Source organism: Arthrobacter sp. TmtSoilC77 (genome assembly GCF_059739415.1).
This window is the reverse complement of record NZ_AP046050.1, coordinates 2,524,530-2,549,787: the sequence shown is the minus strand read 5'-3', so window position 1 is coordinate 2,549,787 and position 25,258 is coordinate 2,524,530. Positions and strand designations below refer to the sequence as shown.

Sequence of the window (25,258 nt, the reverse complement as noted above, 5' to 3'; positions counted from 1 at the left end):
AGATCGATTCCTTAAATGCAAAAGCTCGAACTTGAAACAACTAATCGAATTTCGTGTCGCAGAAAGCTGAATAATTTATGAAATTGTCATCCACCACCTTTGGTTGCCATTTGAACGGTTAAACAGTTGTGGCCCGGACGCTTGTCCGGGCCACAACAAATTTTGGCAGGATACCTACTCGGCAGATTTGCCGAAGTAGTCTGCTCCACCCACGTATTCAGTGTGGCCGGATTCGACGTCGGCCGTCACCATCTTGGCGACCTCGGCCGCAAATTCTTCAACCGAGTACAACTTGCCGGCTTCTGCACGGCGGGCTTCGATGGCGCCCGGGTTGGAGCGGTCAAGCAAGGTGGCCGTGACGGTGCCCTCGATCATGTCACCGGAAACAACCACCAGCGAGATGCCTTTGGCGGCAAGGTCGGGCAGGAGTGCACGCAGGGCGTCCTCGCCGGCCCGCTTGCTCTTTGCCACCGGCTCGTATTCAGGCATGGTGGGGACGGTCTCCACGAAATGCGCCTGGTGGCTGGTCACGAAGACGACGCGCGAACCTTCGCGCATGAGGGGAACAGCCGCATTGAGCATGTTGATCTGGGCATCGCGGTTGAGTTTGAGGGCGTAACCCTCCTCCATTCCGGACTCCATGCCTCCGGAAGCATTCAGGACCAGGACATCCAGCGAACCGAACTGTTCCATGGCGGTGCTGGCAAGCGCGTGTACGCCTTCATCGGTAGTGAGGTCTGCGCCGACAGCCGCAGCGCGGCCGCCCGCTGCCTGGATTTCAGCAACTACCTTGTTGGCGCGCGGTGCCTTCTGACGGTAGTTGACGACGACGGCGGCACCCTCACCCGCGAGGATCTTGGCGACTTCAGCACCGATACCACGGGAAGATCCCGTGACGATCGCGGTCTTGTTATCCAGCATTCCCATTCGTGCTCCTTTTGTTCACTTCAGCTAAAAATGTGCGGGCCTGGGTTCCATCATGCCAGTGGTGGGCTCAAACCCTTTTGTCGGGTCGCGACAAAAGCTGGCTGATGGCCTCAGAGCGTGCCGCTTTAGTGGCCCATCCCGAGGCCGCCGTCAACCGGAATCACAGCGCCTGAAATGTAGGCGGCCTCATCGCTGGCTACCCAACGCACAACGTTGGCTACCTCGGAAGCCTCGGCGAAACGGCCCGCCGGCACGTTTGCCAGATACGACTTCTGGGTTTCCTCGGGTAGTTCTGCCGTCATGTCCGTATTGATGAATCCGGGAGCTACCACGTTGGCCGTGATGCCCCGGCTGCCCAGTTCGCGGGTCAGCGAGCGTGCGATGCCCACCATGCCCGCCTTCGATGCGGAGTAGTTGATCTGGCCCGGAGCTCCATACAGGCCGGACACCGATGAGATGAGGACTACGCGGCCCTTGCGGAGCCGGATCATGCCCTTGGAAGCACGCTTAATGACGCGGAACGCACCGGTGAGGTTCGTGTCCAGCACAGAGGTGAAGTCGTCCTCACTCATGCGCAGGAGCAGCGTGTCCTTGGTGATGCCAGCATTGGCAACCAAAACCTCCACGGGGCCGTGCGCTTCCTCTACTGTCTTGAAGGCGGCATCAATCGAGGCTTCGTCCGTGACGTCGGCTTTGACTCCCAGGATGCCTTCAGGCAGTTCTGATTCGCTTCGATAAGTCACTGCCACCTTGTCACCGTTTGCGAGGAAGGACTCGGCAATGGCCAGACCGATGCCCCTGTTGCCGCCGGTAATGAGGACGCTGCGGCCGGTGGATACTGCTTCAGACATACTTTCGCTCCAGATTCTGCGGCATGGGTGTGCTGCGGTGAAGAGGGGATTTCCTGCCTCGATCTTATCGGGCACCTGCTCCAACCCGCGGGTAACCGGCCCGTCCCGCGGTTTGGGCGACTACCGCCTTGGTGAGAGAATTGAGTGAAGCCTTTGGAGCGTGATGATACAGCTGTGACACGAGAAAACAGTCCCCTGCAGCAGGTGCCCGGGGATCCGGACGCTGTCTCCGGCGACCCCGAAGTCCACAGCATCACTGATGCCGCTGCTGCCCACTCGGAAGACATGCGGGAACGCATGATCAAGTACGCAGTGGCCATGGGTATTCGCATGGTCTGCATCATCCTGATCTTCGTGGTGGACGGCTGGTTCAAGATCATCGCCGTGGCCGGCGCCGTGTTCCTTCCCTGGATAGCCGTTGTCATCGCGAACGGTAGCGATAAAGCCGAGGACCACAGCGATTCCCTCCTGGATTATGTGGCAGCAGCGGAAATCGAGGGCTCGCCCCAGTCCACCTACGACGAATCGACAGACAACATCACTGTGCTCAAAGGCGAACTGGTAGACGACGAGCCAGCAGGTCAGGGAACAGAGCCTGACGCGACCCAGACACCCAAGACCGGGGATGCCGGCAACGAACGGGCGGCTTCATGAACATCTTCAACCTTGGCGGCACCGGTTTGGGCAGCCAGGAGTCCGATCGCGCCACTGGCCCTGCCCTCTGCTCCCGCAAGGGGTGCCGGGAGGGCGCAGCCTGGCAACTCCTGTGGAACAACCCGCGCATCCACACCCCTGACCGGCGGAAGGTTTGGCTTTCGTGCGACGAGCACCGCGATTGGCTTGAGGACTACCTTCAAACCCGGGGCCTCTGGAAAGAGACCATCCCTTTCGAGGCAGATGACGCTGCCGTTGGCGAGGCCCGCTGAATGTATCGTTTCCTGTTCTCCAGCAAGTGGCTGGGTTACTTTGTTCTGGCCGTTATCTTCGCCACAGCATGCGTGTTCCTCGGCCGTTGGCAGATGGATCGGCGGGCGGAGACGCTGGCTGAGATCAACCGCGTAGTCAGCAATTACTCCGCGACGCCAGTCCCCTTCGCTGACATCAAAGACCAGTTCCACACCTTGGACCCCGAGCGCGAATGGACCCAGGTAGAGCTGCGGGGTAGCTATGACCTGAACGGCCAGCGCGTTGTACGAAACCGTCCATTGAATGGGCAGCCAGGTTACGACGTCGTGGTTCCTTTCCGCCTCAGCACCGGCGAAGCGGTGGTAATCGACCGCGGCTGGTTGCCAATTGGCAACAACACTCCCGGCCGTCCCGACGTCGTTCCGGCACCTCCCGTGGGTGAGGTCACCGTGGTTGCCCGCCTCAAGCCAACGGAACCGAAGCTGGACCGTGGTGCGGTGGACGGACAGCTGCCATCCATTGACCTGGCCAGCTTCGCAAGCGAACTCCCCTATCCCATCGCGACGGGCGCCTATGGGCAGCTGGCCAGCGAGGACCCCGCAGTCCAGCCCATGCCAACGCCCTTCCCCAAACCAGCCACGGAAGAGGGCACGCACCTCTCATACTCCCTGCAGTGGTTTGCCTTCGGCGTCCTGATGTTCATTGGCTTCGGTTACGCAGCCCGACAGCAGGCGCGTAATGCTGCCATCGACGCGGAAGAGGACGAAGAAGGCGAGGACGAAGTCATTGCCGTCAGTAGCCCACCCAAACGTCGTGCGCCCGCAAACCGAAAGAACAAGCGCCCCACGTCAGAAGAAGAGGAAGACGCAATCCTGGATGCCCAAGGTTACTGAAGCTATTCCGGACCCGGTGCTCAACGTGAAGTCGGCCCTCACGGCGGCCGGCGTTGAGGACACCGTCCGGATCTTCACGGACAAGGTGCCCACGGCCGCAGCGGCCGCCTCTGTCCTTGGATGCGAGGTTGCAGCCATCACCAACAGCCTGATTTTCGACCTCGACGGCAAACCCCTGCTGATCCTCGCCAGCGGAGCCGCGAGAGTAGACACAGCGCTGGTAGCCAAACTGCTGGGCACCGGAAAGATCCGCCGGGCGAAGCCTGATTTCGTGCTCAAATACACCGGCCAGGAGGTGGGAGGTGTCGCCCCGGTAGGTCACCCCAACCACATCCGCACGATTCTGGATGTCTCGCTGAAGCAACACCCCGTCCTATGGGCCGGCGCCGGAGACCACAATTCAATGTTCTCCATCACATACGACCAGCTGCAAAGGATAACGAACGCCGAGGCGTTGCAGGTCCGCTAGCGCGCCGCGAAGCGGACGCAGAAGTGAACGGTCCCTACGCCAGCGTGATCAGGTCCAGGTAGTCCTCGTTCCAGTGGTCTTCGACACCGTCCGGAAGCAGCACCACGCGCTCCGGATTCAAGGCCGATACGGCGCCCTCATCGTGGCTGACCATGACGACCGCGCCACTGTAGTTCTTCAGTGCACCAAGGATTTCCGCGCGGCTGGCGGGGTCCAGGTTGTTGGTGGGCTCGTCGAGGAGCAGCACGTTGGCGCTGGAGGCCACGATGGTTGCAAGGGCTAGCCGGGTCTTCTCGCCACCGGACAAAACACCCGCCGGCTTTTCGACATCGTCACCCGAGAACAGGAACGAACCCAGAATGCCGCGGACTTCGGCGTCCTTCATGTCGGGCGCGGAGGAACGCATGTTTTCAAGGACTGTGCGATCGTGGTCCAGGGTTTCGTGTTCCTGGGCGTAGTAGCCCACCTTCAATCCGTGCCCCGGGATGATGTCGCCGGTGTCCGGCTTGTCCACTCCTGCAAGCATTCGCAGGAGGGTGGTCTTGCCCGCACCGTTGAGGCCAAGGATCACCACTTTGGAACCGCGATCGATCGCCAGGTCCACGTCAGTGAAAATCTCCAGGGAGCCGTAGGACTTGCTGAGACCTTCGGCAGTCAGCGGGGTCTTGCCGCAGGGTGACGGATCCGGGAACCGCAGGGCGGCGACGCGATCGTTTTCACGAACGGCTTCCAAACCGCCAAGGAGACGCTCAGCACGCTTTGCCATGTTCTGTGCTGCGACGGCTTTCGTTGCCTTGGCGCGCATCTTGTTGGCCTGGTCGATGAGGACCTGGGCCTTCTTTTCCGCGTTGGCCCGTTCGCGCTTGCGGGCCCTCTCATCCGTTTCGCGCTGTTGGAGATAGCGCTTCCAACCCATGTTGTAGTAGTCGATCTGGGCTCTGTTCGCGTCAAGGTGGTAGACCTTGTTTACCGTGGCCTCCAACAATTCAACATCGTGGCTGATCACGATCAACCCACCCTGGTGGTCCTTGAGGAAGTCGCGCAGCCAGGTGATGGAGTCGGCGTCGAGGTGGTTGGTTGGTTCGTCAAGGAGCAGGGTTTCTGCCGAGGAATAGAGAATACGGGCGAGTTCCACGCGACGGCGCTGACCACCGGAGAGGGTCTTCAGCGGCTGGTTAAGGATGCGTTCCGGGAGCGCAAGGTTGGAGGAGATCGCGGCTGCCTCAGCTTCAGCGGCGTATCCGCCGCCAGCCAGGAACTCAGCTTCCAAGCGATCGTAGCGGTTCATGGCCTTGCGCTGGATGGCGTCATCCTCGCTGGCCATCTCAGCCTGCGCCTTCTTCAGTTTCCCCACCACCACGTCCAAGCCACGTGCAGAAAGGATGCGATCACGTGCGAGCTGTTCCATGTCCGGGGTGCGGGGATCCTGCGGCAGATAGCCGATCTCACCGCTCCGGGTCACTTTGCCGCCCGCCGGGAGGCCTTCGCCCGCGAGGACGCGGGTCAAAGTGGTCTTGCCGGCGCCGTTGCGTCCAACAAGGCCGATTTTGTCGCCTTTGTCCACCCTGAAGTTGACCTTGTCCATGAGCAGGCGTGCGCCGGCGCGGAGTTCGAGTTCCTGGACGGTAATCAATTCGGGTGATGCCTTTCAATGGGGAACGCCTGCGTGACCGGTTGGCCCGGTAGTGCGGCGGGGACGGCTGTGAGAACAGCCTGTTCAAGTCTACCGGCACCATGCCCTCCCCCGGACCTCACATTGTCCGCTCGGCACGTTGTGCCATCTCGTACAGAATTTAGACCCACGGTTGTGGAGAGGATCCAAAAAAGGCCGTTCCCAAGCTCCGTATCCTCACTGTTGGGGGAAATAAACGTCAACCTCGCACCCACAGCATTTCCTGATAGGACCCGTCATGAGCCAAACCACCTCCGCCTCTGTGGAACGCAACTCTTCGCGTAAGCGATGGACCGCCACAGACCTCGGCCTCATTGCCGTCTTCGCAGCCCTTGTGGCCGCATCCGCGATCGTTCCCGGCATTCCGGTTGGCGCCCTTGGCGTGCCGATCACCCTGGTGACCCTCACTGTGATGCTGAGCGGCCTGGTGCTTGGCCCCGGGCGGGGATTCGCCGCCGTCGGGCTTTATGTTCTCCTTGGGCTCGCCGGGCTGCCGATCTTCAGCGGAGGCCGCAGCGGACTGGGCATCCTCGCTACAGCTTCGGCAGGCTACATCATTGCCTTCCCCCTCGCGGCGGCCGCCACGGGCTATCTGGCCGCGCTGATTATCCGTAAGACGGTGCGGAACCGCTCCCTGCTCCTGTTTGCTGCAGCTATGGTCAGCAGCATCGTCCTCATCCACGGCCTGGGCGTCCTGGGCATGATGGTCAACGGCAAACTGGACTTCACCAAAGCCTTCATTGCCGATCTGGCGTTCTACCCCGGGGACATCCTCAAGAATGTCCTTGCAGTGATCATTGCTGTGGCTATTCACAAAGCCTTCCCGGATGTCCTGGTCCGCAGGGTCAAATAGCCTGCGACACGCAAAGTCGGAAACAATACCTCTATGAACTCCATCAGCTTCAGCAGGGTCTCGGTTCGTGTGGCCATTGACGGCACCAGCACGTCCAAGACCCTGCTGGAGGATGTTTCCTTGAGCCTTACGGAGCGGCGCATCGGCGTCATTGGGGCCAACGGTTCCGGAAAGTCCACACTGTTGCGGCTGGTGAACGGCCTGGTGGAGCCCAGCGACGGAACTGTTGAAGTCCACGGCGATGACACAGTCAAAGCTGTGCGCAGGGTTCGTGCGAACGTCGGCTTCGTCTTCACAGATCCCTTGTCGCAATTGGTGATGCCTACCGGGCGGGAAGACGTCGAACTCTCGCTCCGCCGCACCATCAAAAACGCGCGCGAACGGGCCACGCGCGCCGAGGCGGTTCTTGACCGGTTTGGCCTGCTGCCCTTGGCAGACCAGAGCATCTATGAGCTCTCCGGTGGCGAGCGTCAGTTGCTGGCCCTGGCTGCGGTCCTCGCCGTCGACCCCAAAGTGCTGGTCCTCGATGAGCCCTCCACCTTGCTTGATCTTCGTAACCGCGAACTCCTTCGCCGCACGGTGGCGGGCTTGGACCAGCAAGTGATGATGTCCACGCACGACCTCGACCTCGCCCTGGATATGGACCGCGTCCTGGTGGTGGACTCAGGGCGCATCATCTTCGACGGCGGGCCGTCCGAAGGCGTCGCACGGTACCGGGAGCTGTGCGCAACTGCCCTCGACGAGGTCCCGGGCTTTGGCGAACGTCCGGGGAGAGGCCAGTCATGAGGTGCCGGTTATGAGGGGCCATGGCTTCCTGATTGCAAACTATGTGCCGGGAAACTCGCTCATCCACCAAATCCCGTTGTGGCTGAAGTTCCTTGTAGTGGCTGCCTGCGGAACGGCGTCCTTCCTGATCGTCGACTGGGCGGTGTCGCTGGTGGTCTTCGCCCTGATGTGCGGCTTGTTCCTGCTCAGCGGGGCCGGTTTGCGCCGACTGATGCGTGCCATATGGACGGTTACGCCCATCCTTGTGGTGATCGGCTTGTTCCAATGGTGGCAATTGGGTGCCCCCACGGCTGCACGCATTGTCCTGAACGTCCTGGTGTGCGTCGTCGCAGCCTCGGTTCTAACTGCCACCACACCCGTGCAGGACCTCTTGGACGGCGTTGTCTCCCTCGCCAAACCGTTCCAGCGCTTCGGTGCCGATCCCGAGCGTTTCGCGCTGACCATCGCCGTGATGCTCAGGAGCATCCCGTTCATCGCGGGAGCCTTTTCGGACGTCAGGGATGCGGCCCGCGCCCGCGGACTTGAACGCAATCCAAGGGCACTTATACTCCCCGTCTTTATCTCGACGGTCGCTTATGCGCGGCAAACCGGCGACGCTTTGGCCGCCCGGGGACTCGGGGAACCGAACGAGCCCAACTAGGTCGCAGCTGAGCGCGTTTTGACGGCTCTAAACGCGCTCTAATGCGACTCCGTTGGGTCAGAGCCGGGCGTAACGCAGGAGGGCTGCCGTGCCCATGCCCCCCGCGATGCTGATCATCGCCAAGGCCAGCGGTGCGGGTCCGGAGTTTTCGGACAGGCTGCGCGCCTGGGTGAACAGGCGCGTCACCAGGACTGCCCCCGAAGCGCCGTAGCCGTGGCCAAGCGCCAGCGCTCCGCCCTCTGCATTGGCCTTCCCGGGATCGATGCCCAGATGATCAAGGCAAGCGATGGCCTGTGAGGCAAAAGCTTCATTGAATTCGATGAGGTCAACGTCATTGGCAGCCACGCCTTGCTGAGCCAACAACCGTTCCGCAGCATGCGCGGCCCCGATGCCGAGCAACTCCGGATGCACCCCCGTCGTTTCACAACCCAAAACCAGCAAGCCGTCAACCGCGCCCATCTCCCGGGCACGCTTCAGGGACGTTATAACGACGGCGGCAGCCGCGTCGGCATCGAAACACGAGTTGGCTGCCGTGACCGTTCCGTCAGGGACGAAAACTGCCGGGAACCGTGACATCAGCGAAGCGCGCAACGAACGCTTGGGGCCGTCGTCGGCCTCGACGAGCGTCCCGCCATTTTCCAGCGGCACGATTTCGCGTGCGAGCTTGCCCGCTGCAACAGCCTCAAGTGCCCGCCGATGGCTGCGGAGTGCGTACTCATCCTGCCGCTCACGACTGATACCAAACGTGCGCGCCACATTTTCCGCAGCAACACCCATGTCGGGGTCACCAAACCCGGGCGGCACAAAGGTGGCCCGCGAATAAAAGTCCAGGCCGCCGTCGTCGGTCCTGTTGGCCCGCGCTGGAGCGGTACTGATGCTTTCCACCCCGCCGGCCACATACAGCGGATCTCCACCGGCGCCAACCAGACGCGCAGCAAGTGCAATAGCATCCAAGCCGGAACCACACTGCCGATCAACCGTGAGCCCAGGCACCGTGATGGGCAGGCCGGCCTGCAGCGCAGCGAATCGCGCCACGTTTCCACCACCACCAACAGCATTGCCCACGATGACGTCGTTCACCCCTGCCGGATCAATGCCTGCCGACTCGACGAGGGAACGGATGACCGGTGCCAGGAGGTCCGGCGCCCGGAAACGCTTCAGCTGCCCGTTTGCACGGCAGATCGGAGTCCGCAACGCCGCTATGATGACCGGCTGGCGGGACTCGTCCACCTCCTGCATTGAAGGGCCGCTACCCAAGGGGACGCCGCTACCCAAGGGGACGCGCCCGGGCATCATGGTTTTTGATCCAGTCGAGTAGCACCATCCGGCTGACCTTACCGCGATCCGTAATGGGTAACTCGGACAGGACGTAGTACTGCAGCGGCCACTTGTCCCGAGCGAGAAGGCCATCAAGGCCGGTGCGGAGCTGCGTCGCCGTGACGGCACCGTAGGCGGGAACGACGCCGGCAATCACCTTTTGACCGCGGACGTCATCCGGAGCGCCGGCTGCTACCGCAACTTCGATGCCCGGAACGGAGGCGAGGGCGAGTTCCACCTCGTGCGGATACACGTTCTTCCCCGCAGTGATGATCATGTCCGAACGACGTCCCAGAATGTGCAGGGTCCCGTCGGCGAGATAGCCTTGGTCCCCCACGGTGTACCAGCCGTCCAAGCAGCGGAGGGCCTGGCCGTCGTCACCCCAGAGGTAGCCGTTGCTGACCATCCCACTGCGGACGCTGATGTTGCCGTGCTCCCCGTCCGGAAGGTTCCGGCCGGTGTCGTCCAGGATCCGCAATTCCACACCAGGAAAAGGCCGGCCAATCCCCGTACCCCCGACGTCAAGGGGTTCCCCCGCAGCCAACCGAGTGCCGGAAACGAAGCTCAATTCGGAGGCTCCGTAGTATTCAAAGATGGCAGCATGCGGGGCCCAGCGGCGCGCCGCTTCCATCGTACGGCCATCGAGCTTGGAACCCGCGCAGACAATGCTGCGGATGCCCGAAGCATCCACGTCTCCAGCCAGGCCCCGTTCACTCAGCAAACGAAGCATAGTGGGCGTAAGAACCAGCCTGGTGATGTTGTCATGGCTGATCGAAGCGTGGGCGTCACCCACGTCGAAGGACTCCAGCGTGTGGAATGCGGAGCCCGCGTACAGGCACTCGGACAGGGCATAGAGGTTCAAGCTGGAGGAGAGCGGACCTGCTGCCAGGGTCCGGTCGTCCTGCGAGAGCCCAAAGAACTCGACCGATGCCTCGAAGGAAACCTGCCAGGAACGGCGGGACCGCGTGAACGCCTTCGGCACCGAAGTGGTGCCGGACGTAAGCCCAATCAGGAACGTCGTGGAGGGATCCCCGTCAATGAGTTCGACGCCGGATGCGACGGAAGAGTCGACGATCCGGGACGTCACTTCATCCACCATTGCTGCGGGCCACTGTGGGTCCAGCACGGCACAGCGGCGCTCCCCCGCCACCGCCGCCGCGAACTTGGCGATGAAGTCAGTGGAGTTGGGCTCGGCAAGCACAGTAGTGGCCATCGCATGGCCAAGCAGGCCCGCCGCGGCGTCGCGGAGCTCGGCCCAGTTGAGCCGGCTGCGCCCCACAACGACGGCGGTGTCGTGGGGACGCTCATCGGCCCAGAGCTGAATTTTGTCCAGGAAAGGCATCCCCGCAATTTTACGGCAGTGTTCTCCCTACGGCACCAACGGTGACGTCTATTCTGACTGTATGAGTTTCAATGACGGTGCGCAGCTTGACCCATCCCAGGTAGAAGACCGACGCGGCGGAGGCATGGGCCGTGGGACGAAGATAGGTGGCGGGATTGGTGGTGGCATCGTCGTGCTGCTTCTGGCCCTCTTCGGAATCAACCCCAATATCCTTGGTGACCTTACAGGCGGCGGAACGCAGCCTCCCGCCGTGCAAGGCGGGAGCGGCGGCGTGCAGGAGTGCCAGACGGGCGCGGACGCGGATAAACGACTCGACTGCCGGATCACAGGCACGGTCAACAGCCTTAATGCCTTCTGGCCGGAATACCTCGCCCAATACAACGTGCAGTACTCCCGGCCCGGAACGGTCATCTTCGACCAGGGAACCAATACGGGATGTGGCCCTGCCACCACGGCTGTAGGACCCTTCTATTGCCCGGCGGACACCAAGGCATACTTCGACCCCGGGTTCTTCGATGAGCTCGTGACCCGTTTTGGTTCATCAGGGGGTCCACTGGCGCAGGAGTATGTGGTGGCCCACGAATTCGGCCACCACATCCAAAACATCCTGGGCAACCTGGACCGGGCACAACAGGATCCCCAAGGACCACAATCCGGTGCAGTCCGTGTCGAACTGCAGGCGGACTGCTACGCCGGACTATGGGTTCGCCACGCCACCACCCAGAAGGACCCTGCAACGGGCAAGCCGTTCCTTGACCCCCTCACCGAGCAGGACCTGCAGGACGCGCTGTCCGCCGCGTCCGCCGTCGGCGATGACCGCATCCAGGAAGCCGCAACCGGACGGGTCTCGCCGGAGTCATGGACCCATGGCTCAAGCGAACAGCGGCAGAAGTGGTTCTACCAGGGGTACGCCACAGGCGACATCAACAAATGCGACACCTTTGGTGTTGCAGCACCGTAGCTGCTGGACTATCGGTTAAATGCAGAAATGGTTCCGGGCCAATTGGCCCGGAACCATTTCTATTTGCCCTTGAAAGGCGAAAACTGCTGATCAGATGTTGAAGCCGAGGGCCCGCATCTGGTCCTTGCCGTCGTCGGTGATCCGCTCAGGACCCCATGGCGGCATCCATACCCAGTTGAGGCGCCAGTCATCGACGATTCCGTCAAGGGACTTGCCCACCTGCTCCTCCAGGACGTCAGTCAGCGGGCAGGCCGCAGTGGTCAGCGTCATGTCGATGAGGAGTGCGCCGTCCTCGTCCGAGTACTTCAGGCCATAGAGGAGGCCCAAGTCAACGACATTGACACCGAGTTCCGGGTCAATGACGTCCTTGAGCGCTTCCTCGACGTCCTCGAGGCTGGTGCGCGCCGCGTTGATTTCGGTCATGGAACGATCCTAACTAGGCCTGTACGGCAGGAGCAACGGCAACGCCGGCGCCTGCGGCGTAGCGGTCGTAGCCTTCTTCTTCAAGGCGGTCAGCGAGCTCGGGGCCGCCCTCTTCAACGACCTTGCCGTCAACGAAGACGTGGACGAAGTCCGGCTTGATGTAGCGCAGGATGCGGGTGTAGTGGGTGATGAGCAGCGTGCCCATGTTGCCCTCTGCGTGTGCGCGGTTGACGCCTTCGGAAACTACCTTGAGGGCGTCGACGTCCAGGCCTGAGTCGGTCTCATCCAGAACCGCGAACTTCGGCTTGAAGAGCTCGAGCTGAAGGATCTCGACGCGCTTCTTCTCTCCACCGGAGAAGCCTTCGTTGACGTTGCGCTGTGCGAAGTCGGCGTCGATGCGCAGCTGCTGCATGGCAGCCTTGACGTCCTTGGTCCACGTGCGAAGGGCGGGTGCTTCGCCGTCGATCGCCGTCTTGGCGGTCCGCAGGAAGTTCGTCATGGTGACGCCGGGAACCTCAACCGGGTACTGCATGGCGAGGAAGACGCCTGCACGGGCGCGCTCGTCAACGCTCATTTCGAGGACGTTTTCGCCATCGAGCGTGATGGTGCCGCTGGTTACCGTGTAACGGGGGTGGCCGGCAATGGTGGAAGCGAGGGTGGACTTGCCCGAGCCGTTGGGGCCCATGATGGCGTGCGTTTCACCGGTCTTGATGGTGAGGCTGACGCCCTTCAGGATCTCCTTGGTGCCCTGCTCCGTCTCGATGCTGACGTGCAGGTCCTTGATCTCAAGAGTAGACATGCTCTTCTTTCTTTTCCGTTCGTAAGTCTGGTGATACCGGGCGCTCAGTAGTTATCTACCGAAGCACCGTTCACAATGTTGGTCACGTCCACGTAGACGTCGTCACCATCGATGGTGACGGCGAAAACGGGAACGGGGTCGTAGGCAGGCAGCTGGAGAGGCTGTCCGCTGCGGAGGTCGAACTGGGAACCGTGCCCCCAGCACTCAATCGCACAGCCGTCAATCTCGCCTTCGGACAACGAGATGTCCGCGTGCGAGCAGGTATCGCCGATGGCATGGATCTCACCCATCGAGTCCCTCACGATGGCTACGGGATAGTCATCGATCAGGACGCGCAGCGCCTGCTTGACCTGGATGTCATTGGCGTTGCATACCAGTTCGCCCTTGGTTTGTTCACTCATGGTTGCCTGCCTGGTCTGCTAGTTGTCGGTCGCGGCGAGTTCGCGCTCAACAGCTGCGGTCAGGCGTTCTTCGATTGCCGGGACGTTGATCTGCTGGATGATCTCGTTGAGGAAGCCTCGAACCACCAGGCGGCGGGCAACCTTTTCCGGAATGCCGCGTGCCATGAGGTAGAACAGGTGCTCGTCGTCGAAACGGCCGGTGGCGCTGGCGTGGCCGGCACCCTCGATGAGTCCCGTCTCGATTTCCAGGTTCGGCACAGAGTCCGCACGTGCACCGTCCGTGAGGACCAGGTTGCGGTTGGCCTCATAGGTGTCGGTGCCTTCGGCTTCCTTACGGATCAGGACGTCGCCTACCCACACAGTGTGGGCGTTGCGGCCCTGCAGCGCGCCCTTGTACAGCACACGCGACTTGCAGTTGGCCACTGCGTGGTCAACAAACAGGCGCTGCTCAAGGTGCTGACCAGCATCGGCGAAGTACAGGCCGAACATCTCGACGTCGGCACCAGGGGCCGTGAAACGGGTGGACGGCGTAACGCGAACAACGTCGCCGCCAAGGCTGACCACAATGTGCTTGAACTTCGCGTCGCGGCCGATCTTGGCCTGTTGCGATGAAGCATGTACTGCTTTGTCGTCCCATTCCTGCAAGGACACGACAGTCAGTTCAGCGCCATCCTCGACGATGATTTCAACGTTCTCGGAAACGACCGCGGTGCCCTGGTGGTCCAACACAACAACAGCCTTGGAGAAACGCTCTGCCACAATCACGATGTGCTGGGCAGCCGGAGCCTCGCCGGATCCGGTGATCAGGACGGAAACTTCGCCCTCGGCCTGGAGCTCAGCCGGAACCGTGACAACTGTAGCCTCGGTGAAGTTCTCCCAACCGTTGGCGGACACGCGGTCTTCGGGAATTGCTGCCTGGCCGATCCGCTGATCCTCGCGGCCAACCGTTTCGACAACGACGCCGGAAGGTGCAGTCACGCTGACAGCGGGAGCTGCACCGTCAAGGACCTCGGTGTGGAGGCCGCGCAGGCGCTTCAGCGGTGTGAAACGCCAGTCTTCTTCAAGACCGGTCAGGGGCTTGAAGTCCTCCAGCTTGTAGGACGTGAGGCGTCCGGCGCGGGAGCTGTCCGGAATACCGACGCCGCCGCCATGCGAGTGGCTCTTTACCGATGCGCCGCCGAGCGGACCAGCAGCAGGCTGCTCCGACGTCGTGCTGGTGTTTGTTCCGGTGTTTACGGGCGAAAGGTTTTCGCCTTCCTCGGTGAAGCCGTCGATAAACGGCTGGGCCGAGGGCGCGCCGATGCGTGCCTTTTCAGTAGTGATATCAGTCATTGTTAACCGACGGACCCTTCCATCTGCAGTTCAATCAAGCGGTTCAGCTCAAGGGCATATTCCATGGGCAGTTCACGGGCGATCGGCTCGATGAAGCCGCGCACGATCATGGCCATGGCCTCGTCCTCAGGCATACCGCGGGACATCAGATAGAAGAGCTGCTCTTCGCTGACGCGGGAAACGGTGGCCTCGTGACCCATAACGACGTCGTCTTCACGGATGTCGATGTACGGGTACGTGTCCGAGCGGGAAATGGTATCCACCAGAAGGGCGTCGCAACGGACCGTGTTGGCCGAGTGTTTTGCACCTTCGCGGACCTGGACCAAGCCGCGGTAAGCTGCACGGCCACCGCCGCGCGCCACGGACTTGGAAATGATGGAGCTCTTGGTGTTCGGTGCGATGTGCACCATCTTGGAGCCGGTGTCCTGGTGCTGGCCCTCGCCGGCAAAAGCGATGGACAGGGTTTCACCCTTGGCGTGCTCGCCTACCAGGTAAACAGCCGGGTACTTCATGGTCACCTTGGAACCGATGTTGCCATCGATCCACTCCATGGTGGCGCCCTCTTCGCAGATGGCACGCTTGGTGACGAGGTTGTACACGTTGTTGGACCAGTTCTGGATGGTCGTGTAGCGGACGCGGGCGCCCTTCTTCACGATGATCTCCACAACGGCGGAGTGCAGGGAATCCGAGGTGTAGATCGGAGCCGTGCAACCCTCGATGTAGTGAACGTAGGAGTCCTCATCGGCGATGATCAGGGTGCGCTCGAACTGGCCCATGTTCTCCGTGTTGATACGGAAGTAAGCCTGGAGCGGGATGTCCACGTGCACGCCCTTGGGCACGTACACGAACGATCCACCGGACCATACTGCCGTGTTCAGGGAAGCGAACTTGTTGTCGCCCACGGGGATGATGGTGCCGAAGTACTCCTGGAAGATCTCCGGGTGTTCCCGCAGGGCGGTGTCCGTGTCCAGGAAGATAACGCCCTGGGCCTCGAGGTCCTCGCGGATCTGGTGGTAGACAACTTCGGATTCGTACTGGGCAGCGACGCCGGAAACGAGCCGGCTGCGCTCAGCTTCCGGGATGCCGAGCTTTTCGTAGGTGTTCCGGATGTCTTCCGGCAGATCTTCCCACGTTGCCGCCTGCTTCTCAGTGGAACGCACGAAGTACTTGATGTTGTCGAAGTCGATGCCCGAGAGGTCTGCGCCCCACGTAGGCATGGGCTTGCGGTCAAAGTACTTCAGGCCCTTGAGGCGCAGATCGAGCATCCATTCGGGCTCGTTCTTCTTCGAGGAGATGTCGCGGACAACCTCCTCGTCGAGGCCACGACGGGCGTTTGCGCCTACGTCGTTCTTGTCGGCCCAGCCGTACTCGTAGTTTCCGATACCGTGCAGTTCGGGATTCTTCTCCAGAATCTCCGAGATCACAGTGCCGTCAGCTACCGCTTTCTCTGCTAGTTGGTCCGTCATCACGGCCTTTCTTGCTGGTTGTTTGATTCCTGGTACGGGTTCCCGGACTGCTCTGCGGTGCTGTGGGGCACCGTGGCAGCTGGTCGCCCGGTAGGTATATGGGTGGTGCAGACGTGCCCGCCTTGCGCCAGGGTTGAAAGACGCCGGACGTCGACGCCCACCAAGCGGGAAAAGACTTTGGTTTCGCTGTCACAAAAAACCGGGAATTCGGCTGCGAGCTGCTGTATGGGGCAATGTCCCTGGCACAGCTGGACACTGGAAAATTCTGCCGGCAGAGGGGCTTTGGCCTCAATGGAATGGGCAGAGGCTACGTAGCCGTCCCGGCTGAGGGCCTTGGACAAGGCCAAGGCGCGGGCGGCGATGTCCTGCCCGGCGGCCGCAACTTCGGGGGCATAGCGGCGCTCCATTTCAGAGAAGCGCTCTTCCGCATATTCGCGGACTGCATCCTCACCGGCTATTTCCTGGAGTCGCCGGAGCGCGGAGCTGGCGATGTTCAAGTAGTCATCGCCAAGTTTGGATTGCCCTTGTGAACTCAGGACATAGCGGCGCGCAGGGCGTCCCGCACCGGCTCCAGCCTTGGCGACGCGCTTGACTTCGATAACGCCATTGCGCTCCAAGTGATCCAGATGCCGGCGGACTGCTGCAGGCGTGAAGCCAAGGAGGTCACCCAACTCGGCAGCACTAACGGGGCCGTGCTCCAACACGGCACCCAGAACGCGGTCCCTTGTGCGGTCTTCCGCGTCCGGCAGCGCAGACGAAGGCGCGAAGGCCTCCGCCGCTGCAGCATGCCGCCGTGAGGGCATGGAAATTGGACTGCTCATGGAATACACAACACAATCATGTCGTAATTTGTTTCATGCATCCAGTAAGGCAAGACTGACCTTAGTCACCCGCCAGGTGCGACCGTACTACTTCACGTAGAATACTCTGGTGCGATCCACCGATTCCCCTGTCCTCACTATAGACGGACTCATTAAGGATGTAGGGCCCCTGGCCTCCCTTGACGGCAAAATGCTCCGGGTTGTCAGTGGGCTGTCCATGGTGGCTGAGCGGGGCCGGATTACCGCGCTCCTTGGAGCCAACGGCGCCGGCAAGACCACCACCCTTGAATGTGCCCAGGGTTTGCAGAGACGGACCGCTGGAACCATTTCACTGCTGGGGGAAGACCCGGATGCTGCCGGCGCTGACTTGAGGTCCCGGGTAGGTGTCATGCTCCAGGATGGCGGCCTCCCGCCGTCGGCCCGTCCCATCCCCCTGCTGCGTCATGTTGCCGGTATGTACCGCAACCCCATGGACGTCGATGCCCTCGTGGACCGCTTGGGCATTGCCCAGTTCAGCCGCACCAGCGTGCGGCGCCTCTCAGGTGGCCAGAAGCAGCGGGTGGCTTTGGCTGCGGCATTGATTGGCAACCCCGAGGTCCTCTTCCTCGATGAACCCAGCGCGGGATTGGATCCGCATTCGCGGCAAGTGGTTTTCGACCTCATTGCGGAACTGCGCGACGCCGGCATGGGCATCATCCTCACGACCCACCTGATGGATGACGCCGAGCGCCTGGCTGACTACGTTTACATCATCGACGGCGGACACAACGTCGCGGAGGGAACGGTCGCCGACCTCCTGCGGCACGATCATTCCACCGACACCGCTATCACTGACCGGACCCTCTTCTTCGATGCGCCGCCGGGGCTGGAGTTCAAAGACGTCCTGGGAGCAGGCCTGCAAGTGCTTGAAACCCGGGCCGGCAGCTACTCGATCACCGGCGCCCTGGGGCCCGACGACCTTGCCGCCCTGACCGCCTGGTGGGCCGCACGGAACATTATGCCCGCGTCACTAAGACTCGAGGCTCGGAGCCTCGAGGACGTTTTCCTGGACATCTCCGGAAGGGACCTCCGATGAGCAAGTTACTGTCCCCCAACGCCGGACCAGCTTCCCTTCCACGCCGTATTCTGCAGCAAGGCCGCTACGAGACCATCACGATGCTGCGGAACGGTGAGCAACTGATTCTTGCCGTTGTCCTGCCGCTACTTGCGTTGGCCGGGCTGACTGTCACTCCCCTGCTGGATGGGCTCGGAGGCTCTCGTGTCGACGTAGCCACGCCGGGCATTCTCGCCCTATGTGCCATGTCCACCGCGTTCACTGGCCAGGGCATTGCCACGGGATTTGACCGGCGCTACGGCGTTCTTCGCTTTCTCTCGACCACCCCTCTGGGGCGGGGTGGCCTGATCGCCGGCAAGATACTCGCCGTGCTGGTCGTCCTCTTCCTTCAAGTACTGGTAGTCGGGGTAGTCGCTGGACTCCTGGGCTGGCAGCCGCGGCCGGAGGCATGGCTTCCGGGCCTTGGCATCCTTGTCCTTGGTGCGGCTGCGTTCACTGCGCTGGGACTCCTCGTCGCGGGAACCGTGCGACCGGAAGCCACCCTGGCCATCACAAATCTTCTATGGATCCTCCTCGGAGCGCTGGGCGGGATCGTTGTCCCGGCAGAACGGCTTCCCGCGGTTGCCCAGGGCATCGTGCACTTCCTGCCCTCCGGCGCCCTTGGCCAGGCATTGCGGGACGCGTTCCTGCTGGGCATTGTGCCCTTCCCCGCCGTCCTGGTCCTCCTGGTGTGGACATTGCTGGCCGGCGCCGCAGCCATTCGCTGGTTCAAGTGGAACTGACAACAAAGCAGAACTGAGAGTTGAGCAAACTGTGAGCACGGCATCGCGCCTCCCTAAATCCGTCCAGCGATTCACCACCAAGCTGCCGACGCAGGTAAACCGCACTATCCGCCGGCTATCGGTCCTTTCCCTGATCGGACAGACCGTACTCGTGGTGACCGGTGGTGCAGTTCGCCTTACGGCTTCGGGCCTCGGTTGCCCCACGTGGCCTCGATGCACCAACGAATCGCTCGTCAACACGCCTGAAATGGGCATTCACGGTTTTATCGAGTTCGGCAACCGTATGCTCACGTTCGCGTTGGCGGCGGTCGCAGCACTCATGCTGGTCTACTTGTGGAATCTCCGCAAGGAACGTCGGGACCTCTTCATGCTCGCTCTTGGCCTCCTGGCGAGCATCCCTGCCCAGGCCATCATCGGCGGAATCACCGTCCTGTCCAACCTCAACCCCTGGGTCGTGGGCCTGCACTTCCTGGTATCCATGGCCTTGGTTGTCTTCGCGACCCTGCTCGTGAACCGCGCCTTCGGCCGCACCGGCCGATTCATGAAGCAGGTACTGCCTGCCCTGCCTGTGGTTGCCCGCCCCGTTATGCTGACTGTCGCCGTCTTCTCTGCAATAGCGGTCATGCTTGGCGTGGTAGTCACAGGCGCCGGTCCGCATGCAGGGGATGCAGATGCGCCACGCAATGATCTGGACTGGGACCTTTTCTCACACATTCACGCCGTGCCCGCTTACCTGATTACGGCCGGGACACTATTGGCTGTGTACCTTGTGGTGCGGCATAGGATCGGCGGCCCGTTCCGAACCGCTTCTTTCCTGCTGCTCGCCGTGACGTTGCTCCAAGCCGTCATTGGGTTCACCCAGTACTACAACGGAATTCCCGCCCTTCTCGTGGGCGCACACATGCTGGGGGCAGCCCTGCTGATGAGTGCATCGACCAACGCGGCTGATATCGCCAAGTACAGCCCCTCCAAGTAGCACCCCAAACACGCTCGCTCACATCCTGCGCCCCTGGGCCTGGTGCTTTCTCAGATCGTGCGGCCCTGGGCCGGGTGCTCTATCAGATCGTGGGGCCCTGGGCCGGGTGCTCTATCAGATCGTGGGGCCCTGGGCCGGGTGCTCTATCAGATCGTGGGGTGTGGGGCCGCATGCTCTCGCAGATCGTGTAGAGGCTGTTCGCTATCTACAACACCGCCACGTCCCGGTGCGGACGACGTGCATGCATAGGTGCCCTATGAAAACATCCGCTTTGGACCGGCAGGACGTGCGAGAGGATCCGGCCGAAAACGGGCAGGATGTGCGAGAGCATCCGGCGAAAACGGGCAGGATGTGCGAGAGGATCCGGCCGAAAACGGGCAGGATGTGAGAGAAGATCCGCTTTGGACCGGCAGGATGTGAGAGAAGATCCGCTTTGGACCGGCAGGATGTGAGAGTGCCCCTATGTTTTTCGTCAAGCGGTTGCGGGTGTTTGGGGTTGGTATAGGGTCCCGTCTCTGAGCATGGCGTAGAGGGTGTCGCAGCGGCGTCGGGCGAGGGCGATAAGGGCTTGGCTGTGGTGTTTGCCTTCGGCGCGTTTGCGGTCGTAGTAGGAGCGCGATTGCGGGTCTTTGAGGGCTGCGAAGGCGGAGAGGTAGAGGGTGCGTTTGAGGACTTTGTTGCCTTTGCGGGAGGCGCGGTCTGCCCGGATGGAGGACCCCGAACGCCAGGTCACGGGGGCCAGGCCGGCGTAAGAGGCCAAGTGCCCCGCGGTCGGGAAGTCTTTCCCGGCGACTTCGGTAAGGATCCGTGCTGCGGTCCTGATGCCCACTGCCGGCAGAGACATCAGGACCGGGTAAAGAGGGTGGGCCTCCACAAGGGCCTCGACCTGGGCGTGAACCATGGCGCGTCCTTCATGGAGCCTGGCGAGCATTCCGGCCAGTTCCGGGAGCACGATCGTTGCGGCGTTCGTCCCAACAACCGTGACTGTTTGCCGGCCGAGGGCGTCGATGATCTCATCTGCCAGGCGTTCGCCCATGCGCGGGGCGAGCTTGGTCAGCCGGTTCGCGATCCGGCGCCTGCCGGCGTGACGCAGCGCTTCAGGGGTGGGCCAGGTCCGCAGCAGATCCTGGACCGCGGGATGATCCAGCCTGGGACCAAGCACCCGCTCAAGCGCCGGGTGGATCTGGGTCAACAGCCCACGGATCCGGTTGGACGTGGCCGTGGCCTGCTTGGCCAGATCATCATCGAACCCGCACAGCATGCCCAACTCGGCCAACTGCTCGTCAGCGAGCCGGACCGAGCGCAGGGTGTGCGGCATGGTCCGGGCCGCGTCGGCGATGATGAACGCGTCGCGGGCATCGGTCTTGGCCTCCCCGGGATGCAGGTCCGCGATCCGGCGCATCGCCAAACCAGGCAAATACCCCACCAGAACACCGGCGGCCTGGGCCACCGCGACCGGCAACGCACCAATGGTCGCTGGCTGGTCAACTACCAGCAGGATCCGGCCGTGATGCTCCAACTCGGCCAGAATGTCTTGGATCCTGGCCTCGTCGTTAGGCAGCGCCCGGTCCAGCAGCTTCTTTCCCGCCCGGTCCACGGCAACGGCATGATGCTCGCCCTTGCCCACATCCAGTCCGATGAACACCTCAACCGTTTCGTGTTCTGCGATCACGTTGGCACCTCCAGTCGTAGTCAGCTCCCGTGCTGGCCTGTCCGCGGTGTCAGGGCCCGGCATCCACGTTACGCACGACGTTCCCACACTGTCCTGCCCCTATAAGCGGTCTCCCCGACACCTGCCAACCCCGGTGACAACACTCTCAAGATCATCAACAACAGAGGATCACAATCATGCCGGGATCAGCAGGCCAGCACACCCACATCCTGCACCAGGAAACGGGCTACGAAAAAGGTAACGAGGATCCGGCCAAAAACGGTGGGATGTGCGAGAGGATCCGGCCGAAAACGGGCAGGATGTGAGAGAACATCGCTGGGGAAACGAGAAGGCACGACGCCGGAACTCGGGTGGGTTCCGGCGTCGTGCCTTCTCTGTTGAAGCGGTCGCGGGGGTTAGCCGCCGATGATTGGTGATCCGATGAACGGGTCCACGGCCAGCGCGATGAAGAGCAGCGTCAGGTAGCTGATGGAGCCGTGGAAGACCTTCATGGCGCCCTTGTTGGAGACATCGCCGCCCTGTGCGCGCTTGTAGAGGGCGTGGCTTTCGTACAGGAACCAGGCGCCAGCAGCGACAGCGGCAACTGTATAGACCCAGCCGGCGCCGCCAACGGGAATCATGAGCAGGGAGCAGGCAACCATGGCCCAGGCGTACAAGACCACCTGCACGGAAACAACCTTGGCGCCGGCGATCGCGCCGAGCATGGGCACCTTGGCGTTGCGGTAATCCTCGCCGTAGCGCATGGACAGCGGCCAGTAGTGCGGCGGCGTCCAGAGGAAAATGACCATGAACAGCACAATGGCAGGCCATTCAACGGTGTTGGTGACCGCGGCCCAGGCGATAAGTACCGGGAAACAGCCGGCAGCCCCGCCCCAAACGATGTTCTGTGCGGTGCGGCGCTTGAGGATCATGGTGTAGATGACCACGTAGAAAACGATGGCACCCAACCCAAGCCATGCGGACAAGGGATTCGCACCGAACCACAGGATTGCGATCGACGCGGCGCCGAGAATCCAGGCGAATACCAAAGCCTCCCGCGGGGAGACTTCGCCGGTTACGAGCGGGCGCTTCTCGGTGCGATGCATCAGTTTGTCGATGTCGCGGTCGATGTAGCAGTTGAACACGCCGGCGCTGCCCGCCGCGAAAGCGCCGCCAACGAGAGTGGCCAGAATCAGTCCGATGGACGGGAAGCCCCGCTGGGCGAAGATCATGGTGGGGAGCGTGCTGACCAGGAGCAGCTCGATGACACGCGGCTTGGTGAGAGCCAGATACGCCTTTAACTTACGGGAGATTCCGATGCTTCCCCGGGCCGGGGACGCGTTGAGGGGCGTATCAGTTGTGCTCACGGCGGCAGTCACTCTGTTCTATGCTCTGGGGTTCTCGCAGCGGTCGCAGTCCGGGTTTCCGAGGTGGAACCGCAGGCGCATGAACCGCTGGTGGCCTCCAGATATCATACCGTGGCTGGAAGTGCGTCCATGTCCGCAAAATACGCCAATGTTTCGGAAAGTTCACTCTGCGGGGGCGCCATCGTGATTCATATAAGGGAAATTCTGTCCAGTTAGTGGGATTCCCTGAGTCTCAGGACACGTTTGGGGCTAAGCTGTTGAGCAGATCAGCACACGTTGACAATCCGGGAAACCGTATTCTCGGAGGAGCCGTGCGTCTGGATGAAGGATCAACGTTTCAATGGTGAACGGCTGGTAGACACATTGCAGCGGGCGCCATCCTGTGCTTCCTGCGTGCCGTGTCCTTACACCTGCCGTCAGCACAGAGAGGGGCTCGGTTTTCGTGCCACATTTGGAAGAGCAAGAACTGTCATGGACCGATCTGGATAAGAAGGCTGTTGACACCGTTCGCGTGTTGGCCGCTGACGCCGTGGAGAAGGTCGGAAATGGCCACCCTGGCACGGCTATGAGCTTGGCTCCGGCAGCATACTTGCTGTTCCAGAAGCTGATGCGCCATGACCCGAAGAACCCTGACTGGATTGGGCGTGACCGGTTCGTCCTGTCCCCCGGCCACACGTCACTGACGCTTTACATCCAGCTGTTCCTCTCCGGATACGGCCTGGAGCTGAAGGACCTCGAGGCACTGCGTACCTGGGGTTCGCTGACTCCGGGACACCCCGAGTACAAGCACACCGCGGGTGTGGAAATCACTACTGGCCCGTTGGGCCAGGGACTGGCTTCTGCTGTTGGCTTCGCTTACTCCCAGCGCCGCCAGCGTGGCCTGTTCGACGCCGATGCTCCCGCTGGCGAGTCGCCGTTCGACCACACGATCTGGGTTATCGCTTCCGACGGCGACCTGCAGGAGGGTGTGACCTCAGAGGCGTCCTCGCTTGCCGGCCACCAGGAACTGGGCAACCTCGTGGTGATCTACGACGAGAACCACATTTCCATTGAAGACGACACCGACATCGCGTTCACTGAAGATGTCCTGAAGCGCTACGAAGCATACGGCTGGCACACCCAGCGTGTGGACTGGACCAGGACCGGGGAGTACGTCGAGGACGTCCAGGAGCTCTACTCGGCACTGTTGGCTGCGAAGGCTGAGACGAACAAGCCGTCCATCATTTCGCTGCGGACCATCATTGGCTACCCGGCCCCGAAGAAGCAGAACACCGGCAAGATCCACGGTTCGGCCCTGGGCGCCGAGGAAGTCGCAGCACTGAAGACCGTGCTCGGTTTCGACCCCGCGAAGTCCTTCGATGTTGACGAAGAGGTCCTGGCACACGCCCGCAAGGTCCTGGACCGCGGCGCCGAGTCCCGCGCCGCATGGCAGTCCTCGTTCGAGGCATGGCAGTCCGCCAACCCGGACGCCGCTGCCCTGCTTGAGCGTGTCGAAGCCAAGAAGCTTCCCGTCGGCATCGACGCTGCACTGCCGGTCTTCGAAGCCGGCAAGGACGTCTCCACCCGTGCGGCCTCGGGCAAGGTCTTGAACGCCATCGGACCTGTCCTGCCGGAGTTGTGGGGTGGCTCGGCCGACCTCGCCGAGTCCAACAACACCACGATCGAAGGCTCGCCGTCGTTCATTCCGGCCTCGCGTTCCACCGAAGCCTGGAAGGGCAACCCCTACGGCCGGGTGCTGCACTTCGGTATCCGTGAGCACGCGGCTGCCTCGATCGTGAACGGTATCTCCCTGCATGGACGTACCCGCGCGTTCTCCGGCACGTTCCTGATCTTCTCGGATTACCAGCGCCCGGCCATCCGCCTCGGTGCGCTGATGGGTGTCCCGTCGCTGTACGTCTGGACGCACGACTCCATCGGCCTGGGCGAAGACGGTCCCACCCACCAGCCCGTGGAGCAGCTCGCTTCCCTGCGTGCCATCCCGGGCCTGGACGTTGTCCGGCCTGGTGATGCGAACGAGGTCTCCGCAGCATGGAAGGCCATGCTGGAGAACCACGAGAACCCCGCCGGTATTGTCCTGACCCGCCAGAACATCCCCACCTACGCCCGCGGCGAAGGCACTGCAGAAGGCGACACCTTTGGTTCCACCGCTGGTGTGGCAAAGGGCGGTTACGTCCTGGCCGAGGCTTCCAAGGACGGCGAAACCGTTGACGCCCAGGTCATCCTGATCGGCACCGGCTCCGAAGTCCAGCTCGCCGTTGCAGCCCGCGAAGCGCTCCAGGCTGAAGGCATCGCCACCCGCGTTGTCTCCATGCCGTGCGTGGAATGGTTCAACAAGCAGGACGAGGCTTACCGCGAGTCCGTGCTCCCGGCCGATGTGAAGGCCCGTGTTTCCGTTGAAGCCGGCCTCGCACTGGGCTGGAAGGAATTCGTCGGTGACGCCGGCCGTTCGGTCTCCCTGGAGCACTTCGGCGCCTCGGCAGACTACAAGCGGTTGTTCCAGGAATTCGGCATCACTGTCGAAGCCGTTGCCGCCGCCGCAAAAGACTCCCTCGCAGGCCTGAGCGCCTGA

The 25,258-nt window shown here is 62.1% G+C and carries 25 protein-coding genes; 12 read left to right on the top strand and 13 right to left on the bottom strand.

From position 1 onward, the window contains the following. Positions 1–174: 174 nt before the first annotated feature. Together AC6I99_RS11715 and AC6I99_RS11710 are read right to left on the bottom strand one after the other, a co-directional pair. Positions 175–927, bottom strand: a complete 753-nt coding sequence (locus AC6I99_RS11715) for an SDR family oxidoreductase (protein WP_224164377.1) — start codon at positions 925–927, stop codon at positions 175–177. A 125-nt stretch (positions 928–1,052) separates the two neighbouring features. Continuing rightward, positions 1,053–1,778, bottom strand: a complete 726-nt coding sequence (locus tag AC6I99_RS11710) for a beta-ketoacyl-ACP reductase (RefSeq protein WP_309926143.1) — start codon at positions 1,776–1,778, stop codon at positions 1,053–1,055. A 153-nt stretch (positions 1,779–1,931) separates the two neighbouring features. Between AC6I99_RS11710 and AC6I99_RS11705 the strand changes: the two genes are divergently transcribed. Genes AC6I99_RS11705 through AC6I99_RS11690 form a run of 4 tightly spaced genes read left to right on the top strand, consistent with a single transcriptional unit; the run spans position 1,932 to position 4,046 of the window. Continuing rightward, entirely contained in the window at positions 1,932–2,432 is a 501-nt protein-coding gene (locus tag AC6I99_RS11705; protein ID WP_497945051.1) for a DUF3099 domain-containing protein, read from the top strand. Beyond that, positions 2,429–2,704 (top strand): hypothetical protein, encoded by a 276-nt coding sequence (locus AC6I99_RS11700; protein WP_224090264.1) that lies wholly within the window; start codon positions 2,429–2,431, stop codon positions 2,702–2,704. Before AC6I99_RS11705 ends, AC6I99_RS11700 begins: the two co-directional genes overlap by 4 nt. After that, complete coding sequence (locus AC6I99_RS11695) at positions 2,705–3,577, top strand: SURF1 family cytochrome oxidase biogenesis protein (RefSeq protein WP_497960994.1); 873 nt, start codon at positions 2,705–2,707, stop codon at positions 3,575–3,577. It abuts the gene before it with no gap. Beyond that, on the top strand, positions 3,561–4,046 hold the full coding sequence (locus tag AC6I99_RS11690; protein ID WP_497960993.1) for a YbaK/EbsC family protein: 486 nt from the start codon (positions 3,561–3,563) through the stop codon (positions 4,044–4,046). Before AC6I99_RS11695 ends, AC6I99_RS11690 begins: the two co-directional genes overlap by 17 nt. 34 nt (positions 4,047–4,080) lie before the next feature. Here AC6I99_RS11690 and AC6I99_RS11685 read toward each other — a convergent pair whose 3' ends face one another. Then, positions 4,081–5,679 (bottom strand): ABC-F family ATP-binding cassette domain-containing protein, encoded by a 1,599-nt coding sequence (locus AC6I99_RS11685; protein ID WP_224090256.1) that lies wholly within the window; start codon positions 5,677–5,679, stop codon positions 4,081–4,083. 277 nt (positions 5,680–5,956) lie between these two features. Between AC6I99_RS11685 and AC6I99_RS11680 the strand changes: the two genes are divergently transcribed. Genes AC6I99_RS11680 through AC6I99_RS11670 form a run of 3 tightly spaced genes read left to right on the top strand, consistent with a single transcriptional unit; the run spans position 5,957 to position 7,997 of the window. After that, positions 5,957–6,571 carry a biotin transporter BioY gene (locus AC6I99_RS11680; RefSeq protein ID WP_223946046.1) on the top strand — a complete coding sequence of 205 codons (615 nt, stop codon included), beginning with the start codon at positions 5,957–5,959 and terminating at the stop codon, positions 6,569–6,571. A gap of 33 nt (positions 6,572–6,604) precedes the next feature. After that, entirely contained in the window at positions 6,605–7,357 is a 753-nt protein-coding gene (locus tag AC6I99_RS11675; protein WP_497945052.1) for an energy-coupling factor ABC transporter ATP-binding protein, read from the top strand. Positions 7,358–7,367: 10 nt separating this feature from the next. Beyond that, positions 7,368–7,997, top strand: coding sequence for an energy-coupling factor transporter transmembrane component T family protein (locus AC6I99_RS11670; RefSeq protein WP_497945053.1), 630 nt, complete (start codon positions 7,368–7,370; stop codon positions 7,995–7,997). A gap of 57 nt (positions 7,998–8,054) precedes the next feature. On the opposite strand, the gene AC6I99_RS11665 is transcribed toward AC6I99_RS11670, so the two are convergent. Next, entirely contained in the window at positions 8,055–9,293 is a 1,239-nt protein-coding gene (locus tag AC6I99_RS11665) for a thiolase family protein (protein WP_497945054.1), read from the bottom strand. Continuing rightward, the gene (locus AC6I99_RS11660) at positions 9,265–10,656 is read right to left on the bottom strand and encodes a class I adenylate-forming enzyme family protein (protein WP_497945055.1); all 1,392 of its coding nucleotides are present in this window, start codon (positions 10,654–10,656) and stop codon (positions 9,265–9,267) included. The genes AC6I99_RS11665 and AC6I99_RS11660 overlap by 29 nt, the downstream gene beginning before the upstream one ends. A 61-nt stretch (positions 10,657–10,717) precedes the next feature. On the opposite strand from AC6I99_RS11660, the gene ypfJ reads away from it, so the two are divergent. Further along, on the top strand, positions 10,718–11,617 hold the full coding sequence (ypfJ, locus tag AC6I99_RS11655; RefSeq protein ID WP_497945056.1) for a KPN_02809 family neutral zinc metallopeptidase: 900 nt from the start codon (positions 10,718–10,720) through the stop codon (positions 11,615–11,617). 90 nt (positions 11,618–11,707) lie between these two features. On the opposite strand, the gene AC6I99_RS11650 is transcribed toward ypfJ, so the two are convergent. From AC6I99_RS11650 to AC6I99_RS11625, 6 genes are read right to left on the bottom strand one after another with little or no spacing between them, the layout of a single operon-like run. Beyond that, positions 11,708–12,040, bottom strand: coding sequence for a metal-sulfur cluster assembly factor (locus AC6I99_RS11650; protein WP_021470428.1), 333 nt, complete (start codon positions 12,038–12,040; stop codon positions 11,708–11,710). Between the two features lie 13 nt (positions 12,041–12,053). Then, positions 12,054–12,839, bottom strand: coding sequence for a Fe-S cluster assembly ATPase SufC (gene sufC / locus AC6I99_RS11645; protein WP_224090246.1), 786 nt, complete (start codon positions 12,837–12,839; stop codon positions 12,054–12,056). 44 nt (positions 12,840–12,883) lie between these two features. Continuing rightward, positions 12,884–13,240, bottom strand: a complete 357-nt coding sequence (locus AC6I99_RS11640; protein WP_497945057.1) for a non-heme iron oxygenase ferredoxin subunit — start codon at positions 13,238–13,240, stop codon at positions 12,884–12,886. Between the two features lie 18 nt (positions 13,241–13,258). After that, the gene (gene sufD / locus AC6I99_RS11635) at positions 13,259–14,572 is read right to left on the bottom strand and encodes a Fe-S cluster assembly protein SufD (protein WP_309926168.1); all 1,314 of its coding nucleotides are present in this window, start codon (positions 14,570–14,572) and stop codon (positions 13,259–13,261) included. 2 nt (positions 14,573–14,574) lie between these two features. Further along, entirely contained in the window at positions 14,575–16,038 is a 1,464-nt protein-coding gene (gene sufB, locus AC6I99_RS11630) for a Fe-S cluster assembly protein SufB (protein ID WP_223932865.1), read from the bottom strand. Continuing rightward, the gene (locus AC6I99_RS11625; protein WP_396133434.1) at positions 16,038–16,859 is read right to left on the bottom strand and encodes a helix-turn-helix transcriptional regulator; all 822 of its coding nucleotides are present in this window, start codon (positions 16,857–16,859) and stop codon (positions 16,038–16,040) included. Before AC6I99_RS11625 ends, sufB begins: the two co-directional genes overlap by 1 nt. A 109-nt stretch (positions 16,860–16,968) precedes the next feature. Between AC6I99_RS11625 and AC6I99_RS11620 the strand changes: the two genes are divergently transcribed. The 3 genes from AC6I99_RS11620 to AC6I99_RS11610 are packed head-to-tail and all read left to right on the top strand — an operon-like array spanning position 16,969 to position 19,671. Beyond that, positions 16,969–17,934, top strand: coding sequence for an ABC transporter ATP-binding protein (locus AC6I99_RS11620; protein ID WP_497945058.1), 966 nt, complete (start codon positions 16,969–16,971; stop codon positions 17,932–17,934). After that, complete coding sequence (locus tag AC6I99_RS11615; protein WP_309926173.1) at positions 17,931–18,695, top strand: ABC transporter permease; 765 nt, start codon at positions 17,931–17,933, stop codon at positions 18,693–18,695. The genes AC6I99_RS11620 and AC6I99_RS11615 overlap by 4 nt, the downstream gene beginning before the upstream one ends. 31 nt (positions 18,696–18,726) lie before the next feature. Further along, complete coding sequence (locus AC6I99_RS11610) at positions 18,727–19,671, top strand: COX15/CtaA family protein (RefSeq protein ID WP_497945059.1); 945 nt, start codon at positions 18,727–18,729, stop codon at positions 19,669–19,671. Positions 19,672–20,143: 472 nt separating this feature from the next. On the opposite strand, the gene AC6I99_RS11605 is transcribed toward AC6I99_RS11610, so the two are convergent. Together AC6I99_RS11605 and AC6I99_RS11600 are read right to left on the bottom strand one after the other, a co-directional pair. After that, on the bottom strand, positions 20,144–21,406 hold the full coding sequence (locus tag AC6I99_RS11605) for an IS110 family RNA-guided transposase (protein WP_497944496.1): 1,263 nt from the start codon (positions 21,404–21,406) through the stop codon (positions 20,144–20,146). 332 nt (positions 21,407–21,738) lie between these two features. Further along, positions 21,739–22,701 (bottom strand): heme o synthase, encoded by a 963-nt coding sequence (locus AC6I99_RS11600; RefSeq protein ID WP_224090238.1) that lies wholly within the window; start codon positions 22,699–22,701, stop codon positions 21,739–21,741. A 430-nt stretch (positions 22,702–23,131) separates the two neighbouring features. Here AC6I99_RS11600 and tkt point away from each other — a divergent pair, with 430 nt between their 5' ends. Further along, positions 23,132–25,258 carry a transketolase gene (gene tkt, locus AC6I99_RS11595; RefSeq protein WP_497960992.1) on the top strand — a complete coding sequence of 709 codons (2,127 nt, stop codon included), beginning with the start codon at positions 23,132–23,134 and terminating at the stop codon, positions 25,256–25,258.